Origin of the sequence: Streptomyces sp. NPDC050703 (assembly GCF_040654435.1) — a bacterium.
GTDB lineage: Bacteria > Actinomycetota > Actinomycetes > Streptomycetales > Streptomycetaceae > Streptomyces.
The window spans coordinates 12,269-31,564 of record NZ_JBFAHX010000015.1; the positions used below are offsets into that span (position 1 = coordinate 12,269).

Genomic DNA, 19,296 nt, shown 5'->3' on the forward strand with positions numbered 1-19,296 from the left:
GGCGTCACATGCCTCCGCCGAGCCGGTGCAGGACGCCTCGGAGGAGGGAAGCGGCGTCGAGGTTCACGCCGCCCTTGCGGAGGAAGACGGCGTTGAGCAGCTGATCGGTGGCCAGTTCCCCTTCGGCGCGGCGTTCGAGGAACTCCCGCAGCAGGTCGTCCACGTCGTCCAGGGCGTCGGGACCGAGGTGTGCGGCGACGATCTCCCGGAGCCGCCGCTCGTCGGGCTCGGGGAGGTCGAGGCGGACGCAGCGCCGCAGGAAGGCAGGCGGGAACTCGCGTTCGCCGTTGCTGGTGATGACGACGACCGGGAACTCCGCGCAGCGGACGCGGCCCCGCGTGACCGGGGCGGTCTCGTCCGGGTCGTCGGTCCGCACCTGGACCGGTGCGTGGTCCGCGGGCAGCCGGGCGAGTTCGGGGATGGTGAACTCGCCCTCCTCGAACACGGTCAGCAGGTCGTTGGGCAGGTCGACGTCGCCCTTGTCCAGCTCGTCGATGAGCAGGACGCGGGGGCGCTCCCGGGGGACGAGCGCGTTGCCCAGGGGGCCGAGGCGGATGTACTGGCCGATGTCCGGTTCCGAGCCGTCCGCGTCGCGCCGCAGGCTCGCCTCGCGCAGTCGGCCGACGGCGTCATAGTGGTAGAGGGCGTCCTGAAGGGTGGAGCGGCTGTTGACCGGCCACTGCAGCACGCGGCCGAGCGTCATCTCGTGGGCCACGGCGTGGGCCAGCGAGGACTTGCCCGTGCCGGGCTGTCCGGTCACCAGGAGGGGACGGCGCAGATGGAGCGCCGCGTTGACCACCTGCACCTCGTCCGGACCGATGAGGTAGGGCCGCGGGAACGGGACCCCGTCGCCGGTCGCGGTCTCCTTCCGGTCGAACCGGCGCCACGGGGGCGCGGCGGGGAACGGCACCTCGCGGCGCTCGCCGTCACCGCGGAACAGCCACCACGCGTCGCCTTCGCTCGGGGGCGGCGAGAGCCGGGGGCCTTCCGTGGGGGCCAGGGGGTCTGGTGTGGTCATGACGCGTACGATCCTCTCCGCGGGTCACTCAGTCGAAGCCGCTCGGGCCGGGGGAGACTGCCTTCCGGTTCCCATACGAGCGAGGGCCTGGCCCGCCGCTCCGCCGGGCGGGCCGCCGAGCCGCTCCGGAAGTGCCGGACCCGCTCGGCGAGTCCGTCCAGATCGCCTGCGGGGGCGAGGCTCTCCAGTCTTTCCGCGTCCTCATGGCCGCGGGCGTCCCGGTCCCACAGCACGACGGGGACGCCCAGGGCGAGGCATGTCAGCGCCCAGGCCCTGCGCTCGTGGGCGGGGCCGTGCAGGACGACGCGCGCGGTGTCCCGGTGTTCGGTCATCAGCAGGTGCTGGAGCTGCCTGGCGTCGCCGGCCGCCCGGCTGGTGACGAACACCGACGCGCGGCCGTTCCTCCACCGGCGTGCCTGGTCGCCTTCGCGGGTCGCCATCCGTTCGGTGAGTTCCGGGCAGCTCAGCGACAGGCGGTAGTGCGCTCCGATGGGCCACGGCAGAATGAGGTCTTCGAGCGCATCGGGCTCCCATTCGTCGACGGCCAGGCCGAGCCCCTCCCGGTCGACCACGACGGTCACCCACGGCACGTGCTCGTCCTGCCCGGGCTCCTGGGAGGCGGCGGCCACCGCCTCGTTCAGGCAGCCGGCCACCTCCTGGGGGGTTCTGGGGCGCGACTCCGCCTCCTTGAGCACGCGACGCGAACCGTCGTCGCGGACGAGCAGGATACGGACCGCGTACCTGTCGTCCCCCGCGGCGGGCTCGCGCGTCAGCTCCATCACGATCCGCGAGACCGGCGACGCCCCGCGCCCGGCCCACCGGGCTGCGTCCGCGCGCCGCTCGCACAGGGCCCCGCTGCCGACACCGAGCCGCCGGGCGGTCTTCCCCGACCACGTACGCAGGTCGTCGCCGAGACCGTCGTCCACGGCCGCCGCCACGTACTCGACGAGCCGCAGGAGCGCCGGCACCGGGAAGGCGCCGTCGGCGCCGCTCACCGCGTCGGACAGGTCCTCCAGGCCCTCGACCACGGCGCGGATGTCGTCCTCGCCGAGCCGGGGGCGGGTGAGGATCTCCGGCAGCGCGGCGTACCGCAGCGCCTCTTTCGCCGTTCGGGACAGCAGCGCCGGCTGCTTCTCGCAGACACGGCCCAGCAGTCCGGTCAGGGAGACGTACTCGTTCACGGAGAGCAGCGAGCCGCAGTCGAACGCCCTGGCCCATGCGAACAGCCGGGTCAGAGCGGCCCTGGACGTCTCCTGTCCGCTGCCCGCGACGGCCCCGCCGAGCGATGCGAGGGCGCGGGGATGCGCCATGAGCAGCGCCACGAGGTCGGCGGCGGTGGGCTCATAGCCCCGCGTCTCGTAGCCCAGTTCGCGCGCCAGGGCCCGGGCGTGGTCGACACGGACGCCAGGCTGCGGGAACAGCGGCGTCAGCAAGGTCTCCAGTTCGCGCTCGACGGGCGAGCGGTCGGCGGCGGGGCCCGCCTCGGGCGGCCGGCCACCGATCGCGCTGAGCGCGGGAGCCCGACCGGTGTGCTCCTCGACCAAGGCCACGAAACCGCCGTCCTCCGCGAAGGAGGCCACCGGCACGGCGATCAGCCGGCGGGCGCCGTAGGCGTGCGACTCCTGGGTCACGACACCGACCAGGTGACCGCCGCAGAATATCGCCGCCCCCGAGGCCCCGCCCCAGGCGTTCCGGCCGTCGGTGCGGGCCGTGGGGGCCGGGCCCTGATCGAGGACGTAGCGGTCCTGGCCCCCGGAGAGGACCGGCAGGTCACCGCGCAGGTGCTCCGGGTCCCGGGTCTCCCCCTTGGCGGCCAGGGGATAGCCGAGGCCCTCGTACCGCAGTGGCGCGCTGCCCGTGGGGCGGCCCCAGCGGACGGAGCCGGGCGGATCGATCTCACCGTCGATCCGCAGCAACGCGACGTCCAGTCCGCCCGGGTGGGTCCAGACGGCCTCCGCGCGCACGCGCGTCGTCTCACCGTCACGCTGGTGGCCCACGGTCACGGTGATGACCGGCCACACCTCTCCGGCCGCGCGGTCCTCCAGCACGTGACGGGCGGTCAGCACGAGCCGCGGGGCGACCAGATAGCCGGAGCCGACGGTGACGCGCCCCTCACCGGGGTCTCCGCTGCGGATCAGCGCCAGTCTGCGGCGATCCACGTCACTCCTCGTCCAACGACCCGGGCTCGTCATCGCCGATCTCCGGGCGCGCCCCGCCGCGGGCCCGGTCCTTGACCGACAGTTTCAGCACGAGCTTGTGCGTACGAACGCTGGACCGCTCGCCTCCCGCGCCCACCGCGACCACCCCGAAGGAGAGCTTGCCGTCCGCCTTGGCGGACTTGCGCAGTTCGAGCTGCAGCTCCAGCTCCGCCTCTTCGACACCGAAGCCGAACTGCTGGTGCGCGCCGAGCCGCTGCACCTCGTAAAGCTCCTGACGCAGTTCTTCGATGGCTGCGGCCAGCCCGATATCCGACACTCTCGCCCCGCCCCCCGGTTCACGCACCTCGGACAATCAGTAGATCGCCGTACGGTACAACGCGTACAGGACACCGCAAACTCCGGGCAGGGCGTCGACCTGCGCGTCGTCGATCTCAGAGAACTCCCAGGAATCACTCCGGAACCGGTCAGTGCAGGGTGCCACTCTTGCGCCCGTTCTGTTGACCGGCGACATATCCGGGGGCCGCTTGTGGCTGCATTCCTCTTCAAGACCGGCACGTTCTCCTTTCGATGGCGGTGGCTGGTCACCGCCCTGTGGGCGGGGCTTCTCGTGGTGGCGGGAGTTGTCGGCTCCCGCGCGGACGCGGCGCCGCCGAACGAGTTCCCGGCCCGAGGTCGTGTGGCGTCGGGCCCAGGCCGGATCGGTGTATCCCCGGGCCCACACGAGGTCGGCCAGTGGGGGTATGCCTGTCATGCGTCCGCTCCGCTCACTCGGTTCCGCTCCGCTCCGCTCCAGCGAGTTCGTTACCGTACATATTGTTCAGTAACGTAGCCAGCGTCGGCGGGGGGTCGGGAGGCGCGGGGACCCGCGCTTCAGGGGGCGAGGTCGAGGGCTCCGGGGGCGTCGGACGGGGCCAGGCCGGTGGCCCAGACGCGGCCGTAGACCGACAGATCGCGCAGGTGGGCGGTGATGTCGGCGGCACTGTAGCCGGTGTCGTTCTCCACCCACCAGGTCAGCAGGCCGACGAGTTCGCCGGTCCACGCGCGGGCGACGACGTCGAGGGGGATTCTCGGCACCACGTCGAGCTGCTCGGTCCGCGCGCGGAAGGCGGCTTCGGCATGGGCGCGGACGAGGTCCGTGAATTCCCGCAGGGCCCGGCCGTCGCCCTCACCCCGCAGGACGACCCGGTAGACGTCCCGCTCCTGTTCGGCGTGTTCGAAGATGTACTTCACCGGCAGTCCGGTGAACCCCCGCGTGCGCGCCTGCCGGACCGCCGGCAGGAGGCGTTCGCGGTCCTCCGCGAGGTCGCGGACGATGCCGACGAGGAGGTCCTCCTTGTCGTGGCAGTGCGCGTAGAAGGTGGCGCGACCGACGTCGGCACGTTCGGTGATCTCCTCGACCGTGACCGCCTGGAATCCCTTCTCCAGGACGAGTTCGACCAGCGCCCGGCGCAGCGCGGCCCGCGTCCTGCGGACTCGGCGGTCCCCCGCCGGCTTGGTGTCCACTTCGCTTCCCTCCGTCCGAGCCGTTGACCCGACCCTAACGCTGCCCTTACGTTGCCGCACACCAAGCTAGTTACCAGACATGTTGTTCGGAATCTCTGGAGGTGTGATGAATCTCGGGCGTTACGTACGCCGGACCGCCGGCCATCAACCCGACGCCGAGGCGGTGGTCTGCGGGCCCGTCCGGCTGACGTACGGGGAACTCGACGACCACAGCGACCGGCTCGCGACGGCGCTGCGCGCACTCGGCCTGGGCCGGGGTGACCGGGTGGCGACCCTCGCGGCCAACCGTGCCGATCTGGTCGTCACGGAAGTCGCCCTCTACAAGGCGGGCCTGGCTCGGGCGCCGATCAACGCCAGGCTCGGCGCCGCCGAGGTGGCCCACCTCCTCGCGGAGTCCGACGCGCGGGTGCTGCTGACGGACGCCGGCCATCTGGAGACCGCCCGCGCGGCGGTACCCGGCTCCGGGGTGAAGGCCGTCATCGGCTACGACGGCCCGAGCGACCTCGGCCCCGGCTACGCCGAGACCCTCGCGGACACCGAGCCGGAACCCGTCGAGGCGGAGTGCGACGAGGACGACATCGCCGTGCTGCACTTCACCTCGGGTTCCACCGGCAAGCTCAAGGCGGCGGTCCAGACCTACGGCAACCGGCTTGCGCTGCTGCGCAAGTCGGTGATGAGCGCCGGCACGAGGGTCGGCCCCGGCGACCGGCAGATCCTGGCCGGGCCGATCACCCACGCCTCGGGCATGCCGCTGATGGGCATCTTCTTCGCCGGCGGCTGCGCGGTCGTACTGCCGCGCTGGGACGCCGAGGAGTTCCTCGCCACCGTGCAGCGCGAGCAGGCCACCCACGCCTTCGTCGTACCGACGATGATCAACACCGTGCTCGCGTCGCCGAGCGCCCGCGACCACGACCTCTCCAGCCTGCGCCAGCTCATCTACGGCGCCGCGCCGATGTCACCGGCCCGGATCAGGGCCGCCTGGGACCTCTTCGGCCCGGTCCTCTCCCAGGGGTACGGGTGCGGCGAGACCACCTCCGGCGTGCTGTTCCTCTCCACCGAGGACCACCGGCGCGCGATCGAGGGCGAGGACGAGGAACTGCTGCTGTCCTGCGGCCGTCCGCTCGCCGAGGCCGAGGTCGCCATCGTCGACGACGGCGGACGGCCCGTCGCCGACGGAGAGATCGGAGAGATCGCCGTCCGCGGCCCCGATGTCGTCCCCGGCTACCACAACGAGCCGGACCTCACGGCGGAGAGCTTCCGGAACGGCTGGTTCCACACCGGTGACCTCGCCCGCCGCCGCTCCGACGGCTACGTCTTCATCGTCGACCGCAAGAAGGACATGATCGTCTCCGGTGGGTTCAACATCTACGCCGTCGAGGTCGAGTCCGTCCTGCACCAGCATCCCGACGTCTACGAGGCCGCCGTCGTCGGCGTCCCTGACGAGCAGTGGGGCGAGGCCGTCAAGGCCGTCGTCGTGCCGCGCGAGGGCGCCGTCCTCACGGAGGCCGCCCTCGTCGACTTCTGCGCCGAGCACCTGGCCCGCATGAAGAAGCCCCGCTCCGTCGACTTCGTCGCGGCCCTCCCCCACAACCCCAACGGCAAGATCGACCGCCGCGCCATCCGCGACCGCCACTGGGCGGGCGCCGAGCGCCGCGTCAACTGAACAGGACTGGCATGCCCTTCACCCTCGAACCCTCCTACGACGACAACCCCCGCCTCCAGGACCTCGTCGTCCGCCTGCGCGCCTACCTGGCGGACGAACTCATCCCGTACGAGCGCGAGCACGGCATCACCGCCGAGACCAGGCTCGACCGCACCACGCTGGAGCAGGTCTGGAAGCGCAGCGCCGAACTCGGCTTCTACGGCATCAGCCTGCCCCCCGAGCTGGGCGGGCAGGGCCTGAGCTTCTACGAACTGTGCGCCCTCAAGGAGGAGTTGACCGCCTCCGGCGCCGCTCTCTCCCACTCCGTCCTCGGCGACATGGGCGGCCCGCTGCGCGTCGGCGCGATCGTGAAGTACGCCACCGAGGAGCAGCGGGAGCGCTACCTGATGCCCGTCGTCCGGGGCGAGCGAGCCTGCTGCTTCTCCCTCACGGAGGAGGACGCGGGCTCCGACGTACGCCGCATGACGACGACCGCCAGCCCGGACGGGGACACCTACGTCCTCGACGGCAAGAAGGTGTTCAGCTCCGCCGCTCCTTTCGCGGACTTCGCGATCGTCGTCGCCCGCATGGCCGGCACCGAGGAGGCGTACAGCGCGTTCCTCGTCGACCTGGACACCCCCGGCTGCACGGTGCTCGACGGCGAGGTCCCCATGTCCGGGCAGCAGATGGAGGGCGACCTCGTCTTCGAGAACTGCCGGATACCCGCCGCCAACCTGCTCGGCGAGATCGGTCAGGGACTGCGCATCGGCATCGGCCGCATCACCCTCAACCGCCTGCTGCACTGCCCGTCCCTCATCGGCGCCGCCCGCCGCGCCTGGGACCTTTCGGTGCGGTACGCCATGAACCGCGTCGTCTTCGGCCAGCCGCTCCTCGCCCATCAGGCCATCCACCACAAGATCGCCGAGATGGCCACCGAGATCTACGCCGCCCGCGCGATGGTGATGGCCACCGCCGCCAAGGCCGACCGGGGCGAAAACGTCTCCGTCGAAGCCAACATGTGCAAGCTCTTCACCTCCGAGGCGTCCTTCCGCGTCGCCGACCAGGCCGTCCAGATCCACGGCAAGGCCGGGCTGACCCGCGGCCACGAGGTCGAACAGATCTTCCGCAGCCTGCGGATGTTCCGGATCGTCACCGGAACCACCGAGATCCACAAGAACGCGATCGCCAAGGGCCTGATCTGACCCACCCCTTGGTGCCCAGGGCGGTGCCGCGGGCCCCCGCTTCGGCGAGCGGGCCCGCGGCCTCGGGGGATCACCGCCCACTCGTACGACCCCCTGCTCCACCCGCACCCGCAGGAGTCGCCCCATGGCACCCCGTACCGCCACGCGGGGTCATCAACTTCGCCGACAAGTCCGTCCTCGGCCTCGCCGCCGTTCCGATCATGGAGGAACTCGGCCTCAGCAACAGCACCTACGGCCTGGTCTCCAGCTCCTTCTACTTCCTCTTCAGCGCCTCCGGACTCCTCGTCGGCTTCCTCTCCACCCGCGTCTCCAGCCGGGTCCTGCTCTTCGGCATGACCGTGGTGTGGGCCCTGGCCCAGCTCCCGGTCCTGGTGGTGGCGACGGTCCCGACCCTGATGGCCGGCCGCGTCCTGCTCGGCGCCGCCGAGGGACCGGCGGCCTCGATGTCCATGCACGCCCTGTACAAGTGGTTCCCGCCGGAGCGCCGCGCCCTGCCCTCGGCCCTCCAGATCGGCGGCGCGGCCCTGGGCACGCTCATCGCGGCACCCGTGGTCACCTGGCTGATCGACGGCTTCGGCTGGCGCTCGGCCTACGCCGTCCTCGCCGCCGTGAGCGCGACCTGGGCACTGGTGTGGTGGCGCGTGGGCCACGACGGCCCGTACGACCACCAGCGCACGGCCGGCGGAACCAGTGGGCCCCGGTTGCCCTACCGCGAGATCCTGCTGACATGTCCGGCTTCGGGCTGGTGCTGCTGCTGATGGTGTCCCCCTTCGTGGACGCACTCAAGGCACGTGGGGTGAGCAGCCGTTGGTCCAGCGGGGCGGCGCAGAGCATCGCCGTGTGCGTGGCCGGGTGCGCGATGGCGGCGTTCTCCTTCGTCGACGCGTCCGGTCCGCGGCTCGTGCTGATCGCGCTGGCCTTCGGCTCCATCGCGATCACCATTCCCCTCCACTACATGACGACCGCGGAAGTCGTCCCTCCCGCCCAGCGCGGAGCCGTCTTCGGCATCGTCGCCGGTGTCGGCACCCTGCCCGGCCTCGTGGCGCCCTTCCTGTCGGGCCATCTCATCGACGCGGCCGGCACCCCGTCCAGCGGCTGCACCACCGCCTTCTTCGTCGCCGGCGCGGTGATGCTGACGGCCGGCACGTTCGCCCTGGCGGCGATCCGCCCGGAGCACGACGCACGGCGCCTGGGGCTCGGCTCCGACCCGCAGCCATCACGTTCCTAGCGCTCAGAGGTTTTGGTCGAGGGAAGGGCCTTTCGCATGAGGACCGTTAACGAGCATCCGCGGGCCGGCAGCTATACATACCGGCTATACATGGCAGGTATACATACCGTGTAGAGTGCGTCGCATGTCAAACAGCCGTGCCCGCACCGGACTTCGGGAGCCGGGAGAGATCGCCCGTCTCGGCCCGCTCGCCACGAGGACCCGTCCATGAGCGCCCCCATCCTGACCGCCTCCCGCCTGCGCAAGGCCTACGGATCGACCAACGCCCTCGACGGCGCCGACTTCAGCATCCGGCCGGGCGAGATCGTCGCGGTCATGGGTCCTTCGGGGTCCGGCAAGTCGACCCTCCTGCACTGCCTCGCCGGCATCGTCATGCCCGACGCCGGCCGGGTCACGTACAAGAACCGGGCCATGTCGACGCTGTCGGACGCCGGACGCAGCAGGCTGCGCCGGAGCGAGTTCGGGTTCGTCTTCCAGTTCGGGCAGCTGGTACCCGAACTGACGTGTCTGCAGAACGTGGCGCTGCCGCTGTGGCTGAACGGCACCCCCCGGAAGGACGCCATGCGCCGAGCCCTCGCATGGCTGGAGCGCCTGGAGATCGACGACCTCTCCCACAGGCGGCCCGGGGAGATGTCCGGCGGCCAGGGCCAGCGGGTCGCCCTCGCCCGCGCCCTCGTCGCGGAGCCCCGCGTCCTGTTCGCCGACGAACCGACCGGCGCCCTGGACTCCCTCACCGGCGAGCTCGTCCTCGGGCTGCTCACCGAAGCCGCCCGTGACACGGGCGCGGCCGTCGTCCTGGTCACCCACGAGCCGCGCGTCGCCGCCCACTCCGACCGCGAGGTCGTCGTCCGTGACGGCAGGTCGCGGAACGTGGAGTGTGCCGCGTGAGGAACGGCCGCGTCACCCGTGACCACCTGAGACGCCGCCGCGCGGCCCGCGGCGACGCCCGCACCAGTCCGGCGGCCGGCGCGCGCGACCTCGCGTTCGGCGCCTGGCTCGCGGTGAGCGGCGGACGCCCGGCCTGGACCCGTACGCTGCTGACCGCCGTCGGCGTCGGCCTGGGCGTGGCCCTGCTGCTCCTCGCCTCCGCCGTGCCGGCCGTCCTGAGCGCCCGGGACGACCGCGGCGCGGCGCGCGACGACTTCGTGTACGGAGCGCCGATGCGACCGACCGACGAGACGGTCGTCACCGGCAATGCCGGCACCACCTACCGGGGCCAGGACATCTACGGGCGGCTCGTCCGGCCGGACGGCGACAGACCGGTCCTCCCGCCCGGCCTGGACGAACTGCCCGCGCCGGGCGAGATGGTCGTCTCCCCCGAGCTGAAGAAGCTGCTCGACTCCCCCGAGGGCGCACTGCTCAAGAAGCGCCTGGACCATCGTGTCAGCGGCACGATCGGTGAGGCGGGGCTCCTCGGCCCGCGTGAACTGGCCTACTACGCAGGGTCGGACGACCTGGTCCCAGGCGGCGACAACCCGACCCGGACCGACCACTTCGGCGGCCCGAGCCCCTCCGAGGGCCTCGACTCGTTCTTGATGCTGCTGGTCGTCATCGCCATCGTCGTGCTGCTGATGCCGGTGGCGGTGCTCATCGCCGGGGCCGTCCGCTTCGGGGGCGAGCGCCGCGACCGGCGGCTGGCCGCGCTGCGCCTCGTCGGCTCGGACACCGCGTCGATCCGGCGCATCGCGGCCGGTGAGGCGCTGGTGGGCGCGCTGACGGGCCTCGCTGTCGGCCTGGGGCTCTTCGTCGGCGGGCGGCGGCTCATCGGCACGGTCGAGCTGTGGCGGATCAGCGTGTTCGCCTCCGACGTGGCCCCGGACCCGCTGCTCGCCGCCGTGATCGTGGCCGGCGTGCCGGTCCTGGCCGTCGCCGTCACGTTGTTCGCGCTGCGCACCGTAGCCGTCGAACCGCTCGGCGTCGTACGGCGCGCCGGTACGGTCAAGCGGCGGCTGTGGTGGCGGCTGCTGCTGCCGGCCTCCGGGGTGGCGCTGCTCTTTCCCATGATCGACGGCCTGGACCCGGACACCCGGGTGAACGAACCGAAGATCGCGGCGGGCGCGGTCCTGCTGCTGGCGGGGGTGACGGCGCTGCTGCCCGCGGCGATGGAGTCCGTCGTCGGCCGGCTGCGGGGCGGCCCGCTGTCACTGCAACTCGCGGGCCGACGCCTGCAGTCCGACAGCGGCACGGCCGCGCGCATGGTCAGCGGCATCACCCTCGCGGTGGCCGGGGCGATCGCCGTGCACATGCTGTTCTCGGGCCTGGAGAGCCGGTACACGCACGACACCGGCCGCAGCCCGGTCCGGGGCGAGCTGCGGATCGTCGGGGCGTACGAGGGTGCGGACCGGCAGCGCGCGGACGTGGCCGCCCTGCGTGCCACGCCCGGCGTGACATCGGCCCTGGCCTACACGCGCGGCCATGCCGCCGAGCCCGGCAGTGACGCGCCCGGGGCCTTCGTGATCGTCGGTGACTGCGCGAGCCTCGGGCAGATCGTCGAGGCCCGGGGCTGCCGGCCAGGCAGCGTGTACACCGTCGCCGACGAGTTGGGCGAGGACCCCTTGAACGGCGGCGTGTACACGCCCGCACCGGGCGAACAGGTCGACCTGGCCGCCTCGGAGGACGGTTCCGCGAAGACCGCGCCCAGGCTGTGGACCGTCCCCGCCGCCGCCCGTGCCACCCAGGCGGTGCCGGACCCGGTGGGGTCCTTCACGACCGGGGTGTTCGCCACGCCCGAGGCGATCAGAACCGACGACCTGGCGGACGCCGCCACGGAACTGTCGGTGAAACTGGACCCTTCTGACCGTGACGCGGCCGAGCGGGTCCGCAACACCGCCGCGCGGATCGACCCCTTGTCGAGCGTCGAGCAGAACGTGGAGACGGAGCAGGCGCCGGAGTTCAGGAACATCAAGCGCGGACTGTTCATCGGTGCGACCGTCACGCTGCTGCTGATCGGCGCGAGCATGCTCGTGACCATGCTGGACCAGCTCCGTGAGCGGAAGAAGCTCCTCGCGGTGCTCGTCGCCTTCGGCACCCGGCGCGCGACGCTCGGTCTGTCGGTGCTGTGGCAGACCGCGCTGCCGGTACTGCTCGGCCTGGCGTTGGCCGTCGCCGGCGGCCTCGGTCTCGGGTCGATGCTGCTGAAGACGGCCGGCCTGCCGCTCGTCGTGGCCTGGGGCGGCATCGCGGCGATGACCGGCATCGGCGGCGCCGTCGTTTTCCTGGTGACCCTGTTGAGCCTGCCGGCACTGTGGCGCATGATGCGTCCCGACGGCCTGCGCGACGAATGAAGGGCCACCCGGCCACGACCACACGGCACGGTGGTCCGACCTCGCCCCCGAGACCGGGTCATGAACGCGGCGGTGGCCGCGGGTGACGACGTCCTCCGACCCCGTCCCGGTGGTGAGGCCGGTGCCGCGCGGTTCCGTCCCAGGGATTCGGTGAAGCTGGGCACGAGGGCCTTGGTGGCGCTGTAGACAGCCATCCGGGGGGGGGACGCCGTTTCCGGCGTGCAGCATCTGGGGCAGGAACGCCGCGGTCAGCCGCACGGGCGCCGTCGCGTGGACGGCGAATTCGGCGGTGGGCCCTACGGGGTCCGCGCCGATGTCCGCGCCGGGGTCCGCGCCGGGGAACAGGGCGAACGAGCCGTACCCGGCGCTCTGCGGCGACGAGCACGAGGCGGGGAGCCGGCGTGCCCAGGGTTCCGCCCGGGCCTGCACGCCGCCGGTCCTACTCGTCTCTGGCGTCCTGGGAGGGGCGGCGGGCGGGCGGTGTGGACGGCTGGGTTTCGAGAGCGCCGGTTTCGACGACGCTCAGGGCGACGTGGGTGAGCAGGAGCCGGTGGTGCCGGGCGTGGCGGCGCAGGGTGGCGAAGGCGTCGGTGAGGGAGATGTTGTGCTTGGCGGCGAGGAATCCTTTGGCCTGTTCGATGGTGATGCGGCTGTGCAGGGCGTTGCTGAGCTGTTCGTTGACGGATTCGCTGTGGCGCAGGGAGCGGGCGTGGAGCAGGCCGATGGTGGCGGCGTCGGCGAAGGCCTGGGCCATGGCGAGGTCGTCGGCGGGCAGGGGGCTGTCGGTGGCGCGCAGGAGCAGCAGGCTGCCGATGGTCTCCTCGCGCAGTCGCAGGGGGACGGCGCTGGCGTAGGTGTAGCCGGCTTCGCGGGCGAGCGGGGTGAAGTCCTGCCAGCCGGACCGGGAGTGGGAGTGGGAGTGCGAGTGGGCGAGGTTCCCCGGGCTGACGGTGACGGAGTCCTGGTAGGCGTCCAGGGCCGGGCCTCCAGTGAGTGCTGTGTCCAGCAGCCGGCGCAGGGTGGGGCTGGGGTCGCACGGGGCGGGGCTGTACAGATCCGGCCCCGGGTAGGCCAGGAGGACCGCCACGTCGGCGACGGCGAAGATGTCGCAGCAGCGGACGGTCAGCTGGTGCAGGAAGTCGATGACGTCGAAGTCCGCGACCAGGGTGTCGGCGAGTTCGATGAAGGTTTCGGCGATCTTCGTTTCGCGGCTCATGCTGTCACTCCTCGGAGCGCGAGCGCCCGGCAGAGGTGCGTGCGGGGTTCTGGTGGTGGGATCACGACGGCAGGTCCCGCAGGATCTCCTGAGCGGTCTCACTCAAGGGGCGGCCGGAGGCGAAGGCCCGGGCGCGGATGCGGATCAGCGCTTCCGCCACGGACACGCCGAGCCGGTAGCTCAGCACGCCGGTGGCCTGGTGCAGTTCGGCGCGGTGCAGTTCGACGGCGCCGGCTTGTCCGGTGCCGTCCGCGGCGGCTTCCTCGCCCGGCCGCCACGCCAGCAGCCGTCCGGTGAGCGCATCGGCCACCCGAAGCCCGTCCATTTCCTGCTGGGGGGTCAGCGGGCCCGGCGCTGTGCGGTAGCCGGTCAGCGAGCCGAACCGCACCGTCCCCGACCGGATGGGCCACGTGAACACCGCCTCCACCCCCAGCGTGCGGGCCGCGTCGGCGAACTCCGGCCAGCGCTGGGCGGTGTCAGCGTCCAGGTCCGGAATCCGACACGGCGCCGGCTCGCACTCCCGGTCCATTCCGGGGCCCTGGCCCAAGGTGAACTGGGCGTCCTCCAGCCGCGCACTGATGTCATCGCTGAACCACACCAGTTCCATCCCCCACTGCAATGACACGGCTATGCCCTCAAGCCCCAGTGCCTGCGCGCATTGCACGGCCCACGTACGGTGCTCCCCCGCCTCCACCGCCCGTTTGAGATCGGCAAGCACGTCCTCCACCATCACCCGCCACCCCCTCGGGTCCCGTCGGCAGGGACCGGGCCCGGGAAGCACGGCCACGCTCCGTATCGACGACCTTACTCCTCACGCCAGGCCCACACACCGTCCATGACGGACAGCACCACACAGAGGGGGACAGGTGTCCGGGGAGTCGAGCCGAAGGTGACGGGGCCAAGTTCAGCTCGGTCCGAGGACGATCAGTCCCGATGCCCCGGACCCGGCTGCGGGGCGGGCTGGAGTCCGGGTCCGGGGCGGCTCATGAGGGGTGCTACTTGACGGCGCCTGCGGTCAGGCCGCGGGTGAGGGTGCGCTGGAAGAGGACGAAGAAGACGACCATGGGGATGACGCCGAGGAGGGCTGCCGCGCTCAGGGCGGTGGGGTCGCTGGTGTACTGGCCCTGCATGACGGACAGGCCGAGCGGGACGGTCTGGTTGTCGTTGGAGATGAGCAGGACGAGCGGGTAGAGGAATTCGTTCCAGCTCCAGACGAAGAAGAACACGCACATCACCGACAGGGTGGGCCAGCTCATCGGCAGGACGATGCGCCACAGGATGGTCCAGCGGCCCGCGCCGTCGAGGGAAGCGGCTTCGATGAGTTCCTTGGGGAAGCCGGCGAAGACGGATGAGAGCAAGTAGGTGCCGAAGGCGCTGTAGGTGATGCCGACCAGGATGGTGTAGCCGAGCTTGCCGTCGTACAGGCCCATCTCCTTGAACAGGTAGTAGATGGGGTAGACGAGCCCTTCTTGCGGCAGGACGTTGACGCCGAGGAAGAAGACGAGGAAGGCGGTGCGCCGGCGAATGCGGCCGATGCCGATGGCGTAGGCGTTGAGGAGTGCCAGCACGACGGCGATGAGGACGACGCCCAAGCTGATCTGAACGCTGTTCAGGAGCTTCTGGGTGAAGTCGACGCGTTCCCAGACGTCACTGATGATGTCCCAGTTCCACTTCTCGGGCCAGGACAGTGAACCGTGCGCGCGGTAGTCGGCGCTGGTCTTGAAGGAGTTGAGAAGGATGATTGCGAAGGGGGAGAGGAAGGCCAGGACGAAAACGGTCGCGGCGGCCAGGACGGCGTAGGAGCCCGGGCCGCGGCCGCCGGATGTCCTCTTCCTCTGCTTCTTCGGGACGGCATGGCCGGGGGGTGCGCTCTTGCCGACGGCAGGCGCGGGGGCGGCGGTGTCGGTGGTCATGGTCATCCGTCCTCGCGGGCCTGACGGGCGAGCATCGTTCCGGCGATGGCCAGCACGAGCAGGGTGATCGTGGTGGAGATGGCCGAGCCGTAGCCGACGTCGGCGCGCTCGAAGAAGTTCTGGTAGGCGAAGTAGGCGGGCACCAGGGTGGAGTTGCCCGGGCCCCCGCCGGTCAGGACGAAGATCTGGGCGAAGACCTTCAGGCCGGCGATGGTGGTGGTCACGAGGACGACGTACACCTCGGGCCGCAGGATCGGCACGGTGATCCGGGTGAAGCGCTGCCACCAGGTGGCGCCGTCGAGGGCGGCGGCCTCGTACAGTTCCGGGTCGATGCGCTGGAGGCCGGACATGAACAGGACAAGGGGATAGCCGAGCTGCATCCACACCAGGACGCCCAGGACGACCCAGAGGGCGAGGTCGGGGTCACCGAGCCAGTTCTGGGCGAGCGAGGGCAGGCCGAGGGTGTCGAGGATGCTGTTGACGGCGCCTTCGGGGGCCAGGATCCACCCCCACATCAGGCCGGTGACGGCGACGGGGACGACCTGGGGCAGGTAGAGGCCGGAGCGGAAGACGCTGACGATCCCGTCGCCGTGCTTCTTGCCGACGTAGTCGAACAACAGGGCTGCCAGGAACAGGCCCAGCAGGGTGGGCACGACGGCGATGCCGATGATGACGACGGCGATGTTGCGGAAGGAGGCCCAGAAGTCGGCGTCCTGGAGGAGGCGGGTGTAGTTGTCCAGGCCGGTGAAGACCGGGTCGCCGATGCCCTGCCAGGTGGTGAGGCTGTAGTAGGCGGTCATCACCAGCGGGACGACGAGGAAGAGCAGGCTCAGCAGCAGGCCCGGCGCGAGGAAGAGGGCGTACCCCTTGGCCCGCGGGTGACGTGTGGTTTTCACGGTTGCTCCTAGAGGGGCGGGACGGCGGCCCGGCAGGGCCCGGGCGCCGTCCCCGGAACGGCGTGGTGTCCCGCCGGAGGGTGGCGGGTGGTGGTGGTCAGCGCCTGGACGCGGTGTGCTTCTCGTAGGGGGCGGCGAGTTCGTCGAGGACGGTGTCGGTCCTGCCGCCGTTCATCAGGTTCTGGGCAGCGGCGACCCAGGTGTCGTAGTAGCCGGTGACGGGCCAGTCGGGGTAGAAGGCCAGCCCGTCGCCGGTCTGGTGGGTATTGAAGGCGGCGATCAGCTCGCGGGACCTGGGGTTCTTGACGCTGTCCGCCTTCGCCGCCAGGGGGATGTTGCCCTTCTCCCCGATCAGCTTCTGGATCTTGTCGGACATGGTGATGTCGATGAAGTCCTCGGCGAGCTTCTTGTTCTTCGCGCGGGCCGGGACGACCCAGTTGTTGCCGCCGGAGCCCAAGGTCCTCGCACTGCCCGGATAGGGGGCGGTGGACCAGTCGAAGTCGGTGATGTCGGTGGTCAGGCTGCCGAACCACCAGTTGCCGCCGACCATGATGGGCCGCTTCTGGGAAACGAACTGCTCGGTCATGTCGCTGCCCTTGAGACCGACGTCCTTCTTGTCGAAGTAGCCCTTGTCGAGCCACTCCTCGTACTTGTTGACGGCGTAGGTCATCTCGGGGCCGTGGAAGTCGACCTTGCCTTTGTACAGCTGGTAGTCGTCCACCCAGGCGTCACTGGCCTTGGAGAGGGCGAGCAGGTAGAGCCAGTGGCCGGCCGGGTGGTCGTTGCCGGCGTTGGCGAGCGGGGTGATGCCGGCCTTCTTGAACTTGGCGAGCGCGGCCTCGAAGCTCTTGAAGTCGGTGGGCTTGGCGACGTGGTGCTTCTTGAACAGGTCGTCGTTGTAGTACGTGAGGACGAACTCACCGTAGTTGGGTATGCCGTACCACTTGTCGCCGCCCATCTCGCCCTTGCCGTCGTAGCGGGCGGTGACGGAGGCTCTGTCGCTGATCTTCTTGTCCCAGCCGCGCTCCTTGGCGACCGCGGTCAGGTCGGTGAGCAGGCCCTGCTTGGCCAGCAGGCCGGTGGTGGCATTGCCCTTGTTGTACTCCATGACGTCGGGCGCCTTGTCGGAGTTGAGGATCATGCCGGCGTTCTGCTGGATCTGCTCGAAGGTCTTCCGCTCGAAGACGACCTTCACGTCCGGGTGAGTCCGCTTGAACTCGGCGATGGCTGCGTCCCATGCCTGGCTCAGAGCGCCCTGCTCCTGCTCGTAGTGCCACAGGCGCAAAGTCTTGCCGTCGCCCTCGGCGGTGCCGGAGCCACCGCAGGCGGTCAGCGGGGCCAGCAGCGTCAGGGCAGAAACCGCCAGCAGCAGCGGTCTTCTGCGGAGGGTGGTGCGAGTGCGCGGGTTGTTCATGGCTGGTTCCTTGGGGTGCGTCGTTGCGACAAGGGCGGGCTGTGCGTCAGGCGGCGGCGCGGCGGTGGACGCGGGCCTCCCAAGGCCGCAGGGTGTGCGGGCTCGTGAGGGGTGCGGTGGCGGACATGTTGGCGATGAGGGTCTCGCTGTCCTCCCAGCCGTCGGGCAGGTCGACGGTGAGGTCGGTCGCACCGAAATTGGCCAGGACGAGCAGTTCGGTGCCGGTGGCTGCGTCGTGCCGGGTGAAGGCGTAGAGCTGCTCATGGTCGGGGTACACCATGTGGAAGTCACCGCGGGTCAGGGCGGTTTCGGTGTGCCGCAGGGCGATCAGACGCCGGTAGTAGTGGAAGACCGAGTCGGGGTCGGCGAGCTGGGCCTTCGCATTGACATCGACGTGGTCGGGATTCACGGCGATCCAGGGTGTGCCGGTGGTGAAGCCGGCGTGCCGGGTGGCGTCCCACTGCATCGGGGTGCGGGCGTTGTCACGGCCGCGGTGACGCAGTCCTTCCAGGATTCGTTCCTCCTCGACACCCAAGGCCGTCTGATCGCGGTGGTGGTTGAGCGACTCGATGTCGCGGAAGTCCTCGATCGACTTGAACGGGGCGTTGGCCATGCCCAGTTCCTCGCCCTGGTAGACGAAGGGCGTGCCGCGGTGCAGGTGCAGGACGGTGGCCAGCATCTTGGCGCATCGGTCACGGTGGGCCGGGCTGTCGTCGCCGAAGCGGGAGACGACACGTGGCTGGTCGTGGTTGTTCCAGTACAGGCTGTTCCAGCCGGTCTCGCCCAGGCCGGTCTGCCACCGGCCGAGGCTGGCCTTGAGGTCGGTCAGTTTCAGCGGGCGGACGTCGAACTTGCCGCCCGGGCCCTGGTCGAGGCCGACGTGCTCGAACTGGAAGACCATGTCCAGTTCGCGGCGGGAGGGGTCGGTGAAGAGCTTGGCCTCCTCGACCGTGACGCCGGGCATTTCGCCGACGGTGAGCAGCCGACGGGAGTAGCCGGCGAAGACCTCGCGGTGCATCTCCGCGAGGTAGTCGTGGATGCGCGGGCCGCACACGTAGTACGGGTGGCCGAAACCGTAGCGGGCACCCTCGGGAACGATGCCGTCCGGCAGGGCCGGGTCCTTGGAGATCAGGTTGATGACGTCCATTCGGAAGCCGTCCACGCCCCGGTCGAGCCACCAGCGCATCATGGTGTGGACGGCCTGGCGGACCTCGGGGTTGTCCCAGTTCAGGTCGGGCTGCTTGCGGGAGAAGGTGTGCAGGTAGTACTCGCCGGACGTCTCGTCGTAGGTCCAGGCGGGCCCGGAGAACCACGACTCCCAGTTGTTCGGTTCCGCTCCCGGTGTCCCGGGCTCCATGCCGTCGCGGGGCGGGCGCCAGATGTACCAGTCGCGCTTGTCACCGCCCCGACCGCCGTCGCGGGAGGCGGTGAACCACGCGTGCTCGTCACTGGTGTGGTTGACGACCAGGTCCATGACCAGCTTCATGCCGTGCTCGTGCACGCCGGACAGCAGGCGATCGAAATCGGCGAGGGTGCCGAACAGCGGGTCGATGTCCTGGTAGTCGCTGATGTCGTAGCCGTTGTCGTCGTGCGGCGAGGGGTAGACGGGCGACAGCCACAGCACGTCGACGCCGAGCTGGGACAGGTAGTCGAGGCGTTCGATGATGCCCTGGAGGTCTCCGATGCCGTCCGCGTCGGAGTCGGCGAAGCTGCGGGGGTAGATCTGGTAGACCACCGCGTTGCTCCACCAGGAGTCGGCGGGTCCAGCCGCGTTTTCGGGCACGTCAAACCTCATCGTGTCTCGGGTGTTGGGTGTCGTTG

Annotated in this window: 16 protein-coding genes; 6 read left to right on the forward strand and 10 right to left on the reverse strand. The window is 70.7% G+C overall.

All coding sequences use genetic code 11. The features are described from left to right. Positions 1-4: 4 nt before the first annotated feature. The 4 genes from AB0I16_RS16300 to AB0I16_RS16315 form a co-directional block, all read right to left on the reverse strand. A complete protein-coding gene (locus tag AB0I16_RS16300) occupies positions 5-1,018 on the reverse strand; it encodes a MoxR family ATPase (RefSeq protein WP_363250042.1) in 1,014 nt (337 codons plus the stop codon). Next, entirely contained in the window at positions 1,015-3,177 is a 2,163-nt protein-coding gene (locus AB0I16_RS16305; RefSeq protein WP_363250043.1) for a trypsin-like peptidase domain-containing protein, read from the reverse strand. Before AB0I16_RS16305 ends, AB0I16_RS16300 begins: the two co-directional genes overlap by 4 nt. Before the next feature lies 1 nt (position 3,178). Next, positions 3,179-3,493, reverse strand: a complete 315-nt coding sequence (locus AB0I16_RS16310) for a trypco2 family protein (protein ID WP_363250045.1) — start codon at positions 3,491-3,493, stop codon at positions 3,179-3,181. A 554-nt stretch (positions 3,494-4,047) separates the two neighbouring features. Then, the gene (locus AB0I16_RS16315; RefSeq protein WP_363250046.1) at positions 4,048-4,680 is read right to left on the reverse strand and encodes a TetR/AcrR family transcriptional regulator; all 633 of its coding nucleotides are present in this window, start codon (positions 4,678-4,680) and stop codon (positions 4,048-4,050) included. A gap of 106 nt (positions 4,681-4,786) precedes the next feature. On the opposite strand from AB0I16_RS16315, the gene AB0I16_RS16320 reads away from it, so the two are divergent. From AB0I16_RS16320 to AB0I16_RS16345, 6 genes are all read left to right on the forward strand, one after another. Continuing rightward, positions 4,787-6,343, forward strand: a complete 1,557-nt coding sequence (locus tag AB0I16_RS16320) for a long-chain fatty acid--CoA ligase (RefSeq protein WP_363250047.1) — start codon at positions 4,787-4,789, stop codon at positions 6,341-6,343. A gap of 11 nt (positions 6,344-6,354) precedes the next feature. Continuing rightward, positions 6,355-7,524 (forward strand): acyl-CoA dehydrogenase family protein, encoded by a 1,170-nt coding sequence (locus tag AB0I16_RS16325; RefSeq protein ID WP_363250048.1) that lies wholly within the window; start codon positions 6,355-6,357, stop codon positions 7,522-7,524. A 200-nt stretch (positions 7,525-7,724) separates the two neighbouring features. Beyond that, the gene (locus tag AB0I16_RS16330) at positions 7,725-8,282 is read left to right on the forward strand and encodes an MFS transporter (RefSeq protein WP_363250049.1); all 558 of its coding nucleotides are present in this window, start codon (positions 7,725-7,727) and stop codon (positions 8,280-8,282) included. Beyond that, on the forward strand, positions 8,252-8,752 hold the full coding sequence (locus AB0I16_RS16335; RefSeq protein ID WP_363250051.1) for an MFS transporter: 501 nt from the start codon (positions 8,252-8,254) through the stop codon (positions 8,750-8,752). The genes AB0I16_RS16330 and AB0I16_RS16335 overlap by 31 nt, the downstream gene beginning before the upstream one ends. A 207-nt stretch (positions 8,753-8,959) precedes the next feature. After that, the gene (locus tag AB0I16_RS16340; protein ID WP_363250052.1) at positions 8,960-9,640 is read left to right on the forward strand and encodes an ABC transporter ATP-binding protein; all 681 of its coding nucleotides are present in this window, start codon (positions 8,960-8,962) and stop codon (positions 9,638-9,640) included. Next, a complete protein-coding gene (locus tag AB0I16_RS16345; protein ID WP_363250053.1) occupies positions 9,637-12,036 on the forward strand; it encodes an FtsX-like permease family protein in 2,400 nt (799 codons plus the stop codon). The genes AB0I16_RS16340 and AB0I16_RS16345 overlap by 4 nt, the downstream gene beginning before the upstream one ends. Positions 12,037-12,475: 439 nt before the next feature. Here the strand turns inward: AB0I16_RS16345 and AB0I16_RS16350 are convergent, their stop codons facing one another. From AB0I16_RS16350 to AB0I16_RS16375, 6 genes are all read right to left on the reverse strand, one after another. Beyond that, complete coding sequence (locus tag AB0I16_RS16350; protein WP_363250054.1) at positions 12,476-13,252, reverse strand: ANTAR domain-containing protein; 777 nt, start codon at positions 13,250-13,252, stop codon at positions 12,476-12,478. A 61-nt stretch (positions 13,253-13,313) separates the two neighbouring features. After that, positions 13,314-13,982, reverse strand: a complete 669-nt coding sequence (locus AB0I16_RS16355; protein ID WP_363250055.1) for an ANTAR domain-containing protein — start codon at positions 13,980-13,982, stop codon at positions 13,314-13,316. Between the two features lie 265 nt (positions 13,983-14,247). Beyond that, positions 14,248-15,165: a carbohydrate ABC transporter permease gene (locus AB0I16_RS16360; RefSeq protein WP_363250056.1), complete on the reverse strand. Its 918-nt coding sequence runs from the start codon at positions 15,163-15,165 to the stop codon at positions 14,248-14,250. Positions 15,166-15,167: 2 nt separating this feature from the next. Next, positions 15,168-16,061 (reverse strand): sugar ABC transporter permease, encoded by an 894-nt coding sequence (locus AB0I16_RS16365; RefSeq protein ID WP_363250057.1) that lies wholly within the window; start codon positions 16,059-16,061, stop codon positions 15,168-15,170. Between the two features lie 97 nt (positions 16,062-16,158). Continuing rightward, a complete protein-coding gene (locus AB0I16_RS16370) occupies positions 16,159-17,475 on the reverse strand; it encodes an extracellular solute-binding protein (protein ID WP_363250058.1) in 1,317 nt (438 codons plus the stop codon). A gap of 46 nt (positions 17,476-17,521) precedes the next feature. Then, positions 17,522-19,258, reverse strand: a complete 1,737-nt coding sequence (locus tag AB0I16_RS16375; RefSeq protein WP_363250059.1) for an alpha-glucosidase — start codon at positions 19,256-19,258, stop codon at positions 17,522-17,524. Between the last annotated feature and the right edge of the window lie 38 nt (positions 19,259-19,296).

Bases quoted from the DNA above. Each gene is read 5' to 3' on its own strand.
- AB0I16_RS16355 (WP_363250055.1), bottom strand. From the start codon at position 13,982: ATGGTGGAGGACGTGCTTGCCGATCTCAAACGGGCGGTGGAGGCGGGG.
- AB0I16_RS16350 (WP_363250054.1), bottom strand. From the start codon at position 13,252: ATGAGCCGCGAAACGAAGATCGCCGAAACCTTCATCGAACTCGCCGAC.
- AB0I16_RS16370 (WP_363250058.1), bottom strand. From the start codon at position 17,475: ATGAACAACCCGCGCACTCGCACCACCCTCCGCAGAAGACCGCTGCTG.
- AB0I16_RS16340 (WP_363250052.1), top strand. From the start codon at position 8,960: ATGAGCGCCCCCATCCTGACCGCCTCCCGCCTGCGCAAGGCCTACGGA.
- AB0I16_RS16360 (WP_363250056.1), bottom strand. From the start codon at position 15,165: ATGACCACCGACACCGCCGCCCCCGCGCCTGCCGTCGGCAAGAGCGCA.
- AB0I16_RS16300 (WP_363250042.1), bottom strand. From the start codon at position 1,018: ATGACCACACCAGACCCCCTGGCCCCCACGGAAGGCCCCCGGCTCTCG.
- AB0I16_RS16335 (WP_363250051.1), top strand. From the start codon at position 8,252: ATGTCCGGCTTCGGGCTGGTGCTGCTGCTGATGGTGTCCCCCTTCGTG.
- AB0I16_RS16325 (WP_363250048.1), top strand. From the start codon at position 6,355: ATGCCCTTCACCCTCGAACCCTCCTACGACGACAACCCCCGCCTCCAG.
- AB0I16_RS16320 (WP_363250047.1), top strand. From the start codon at position 4,787: ATGAATCTCGGGCGTTACGTACGCCGGACCGCCGGCCATCAACCCGAC.
- AB0I16_RS16330 (WP_363250049.1), top strand. From the start codon at position 7,725: ATGGAGGAACTCGGCCTCAGCAACAGCACCTACGGCCTGGTCTCCAGC.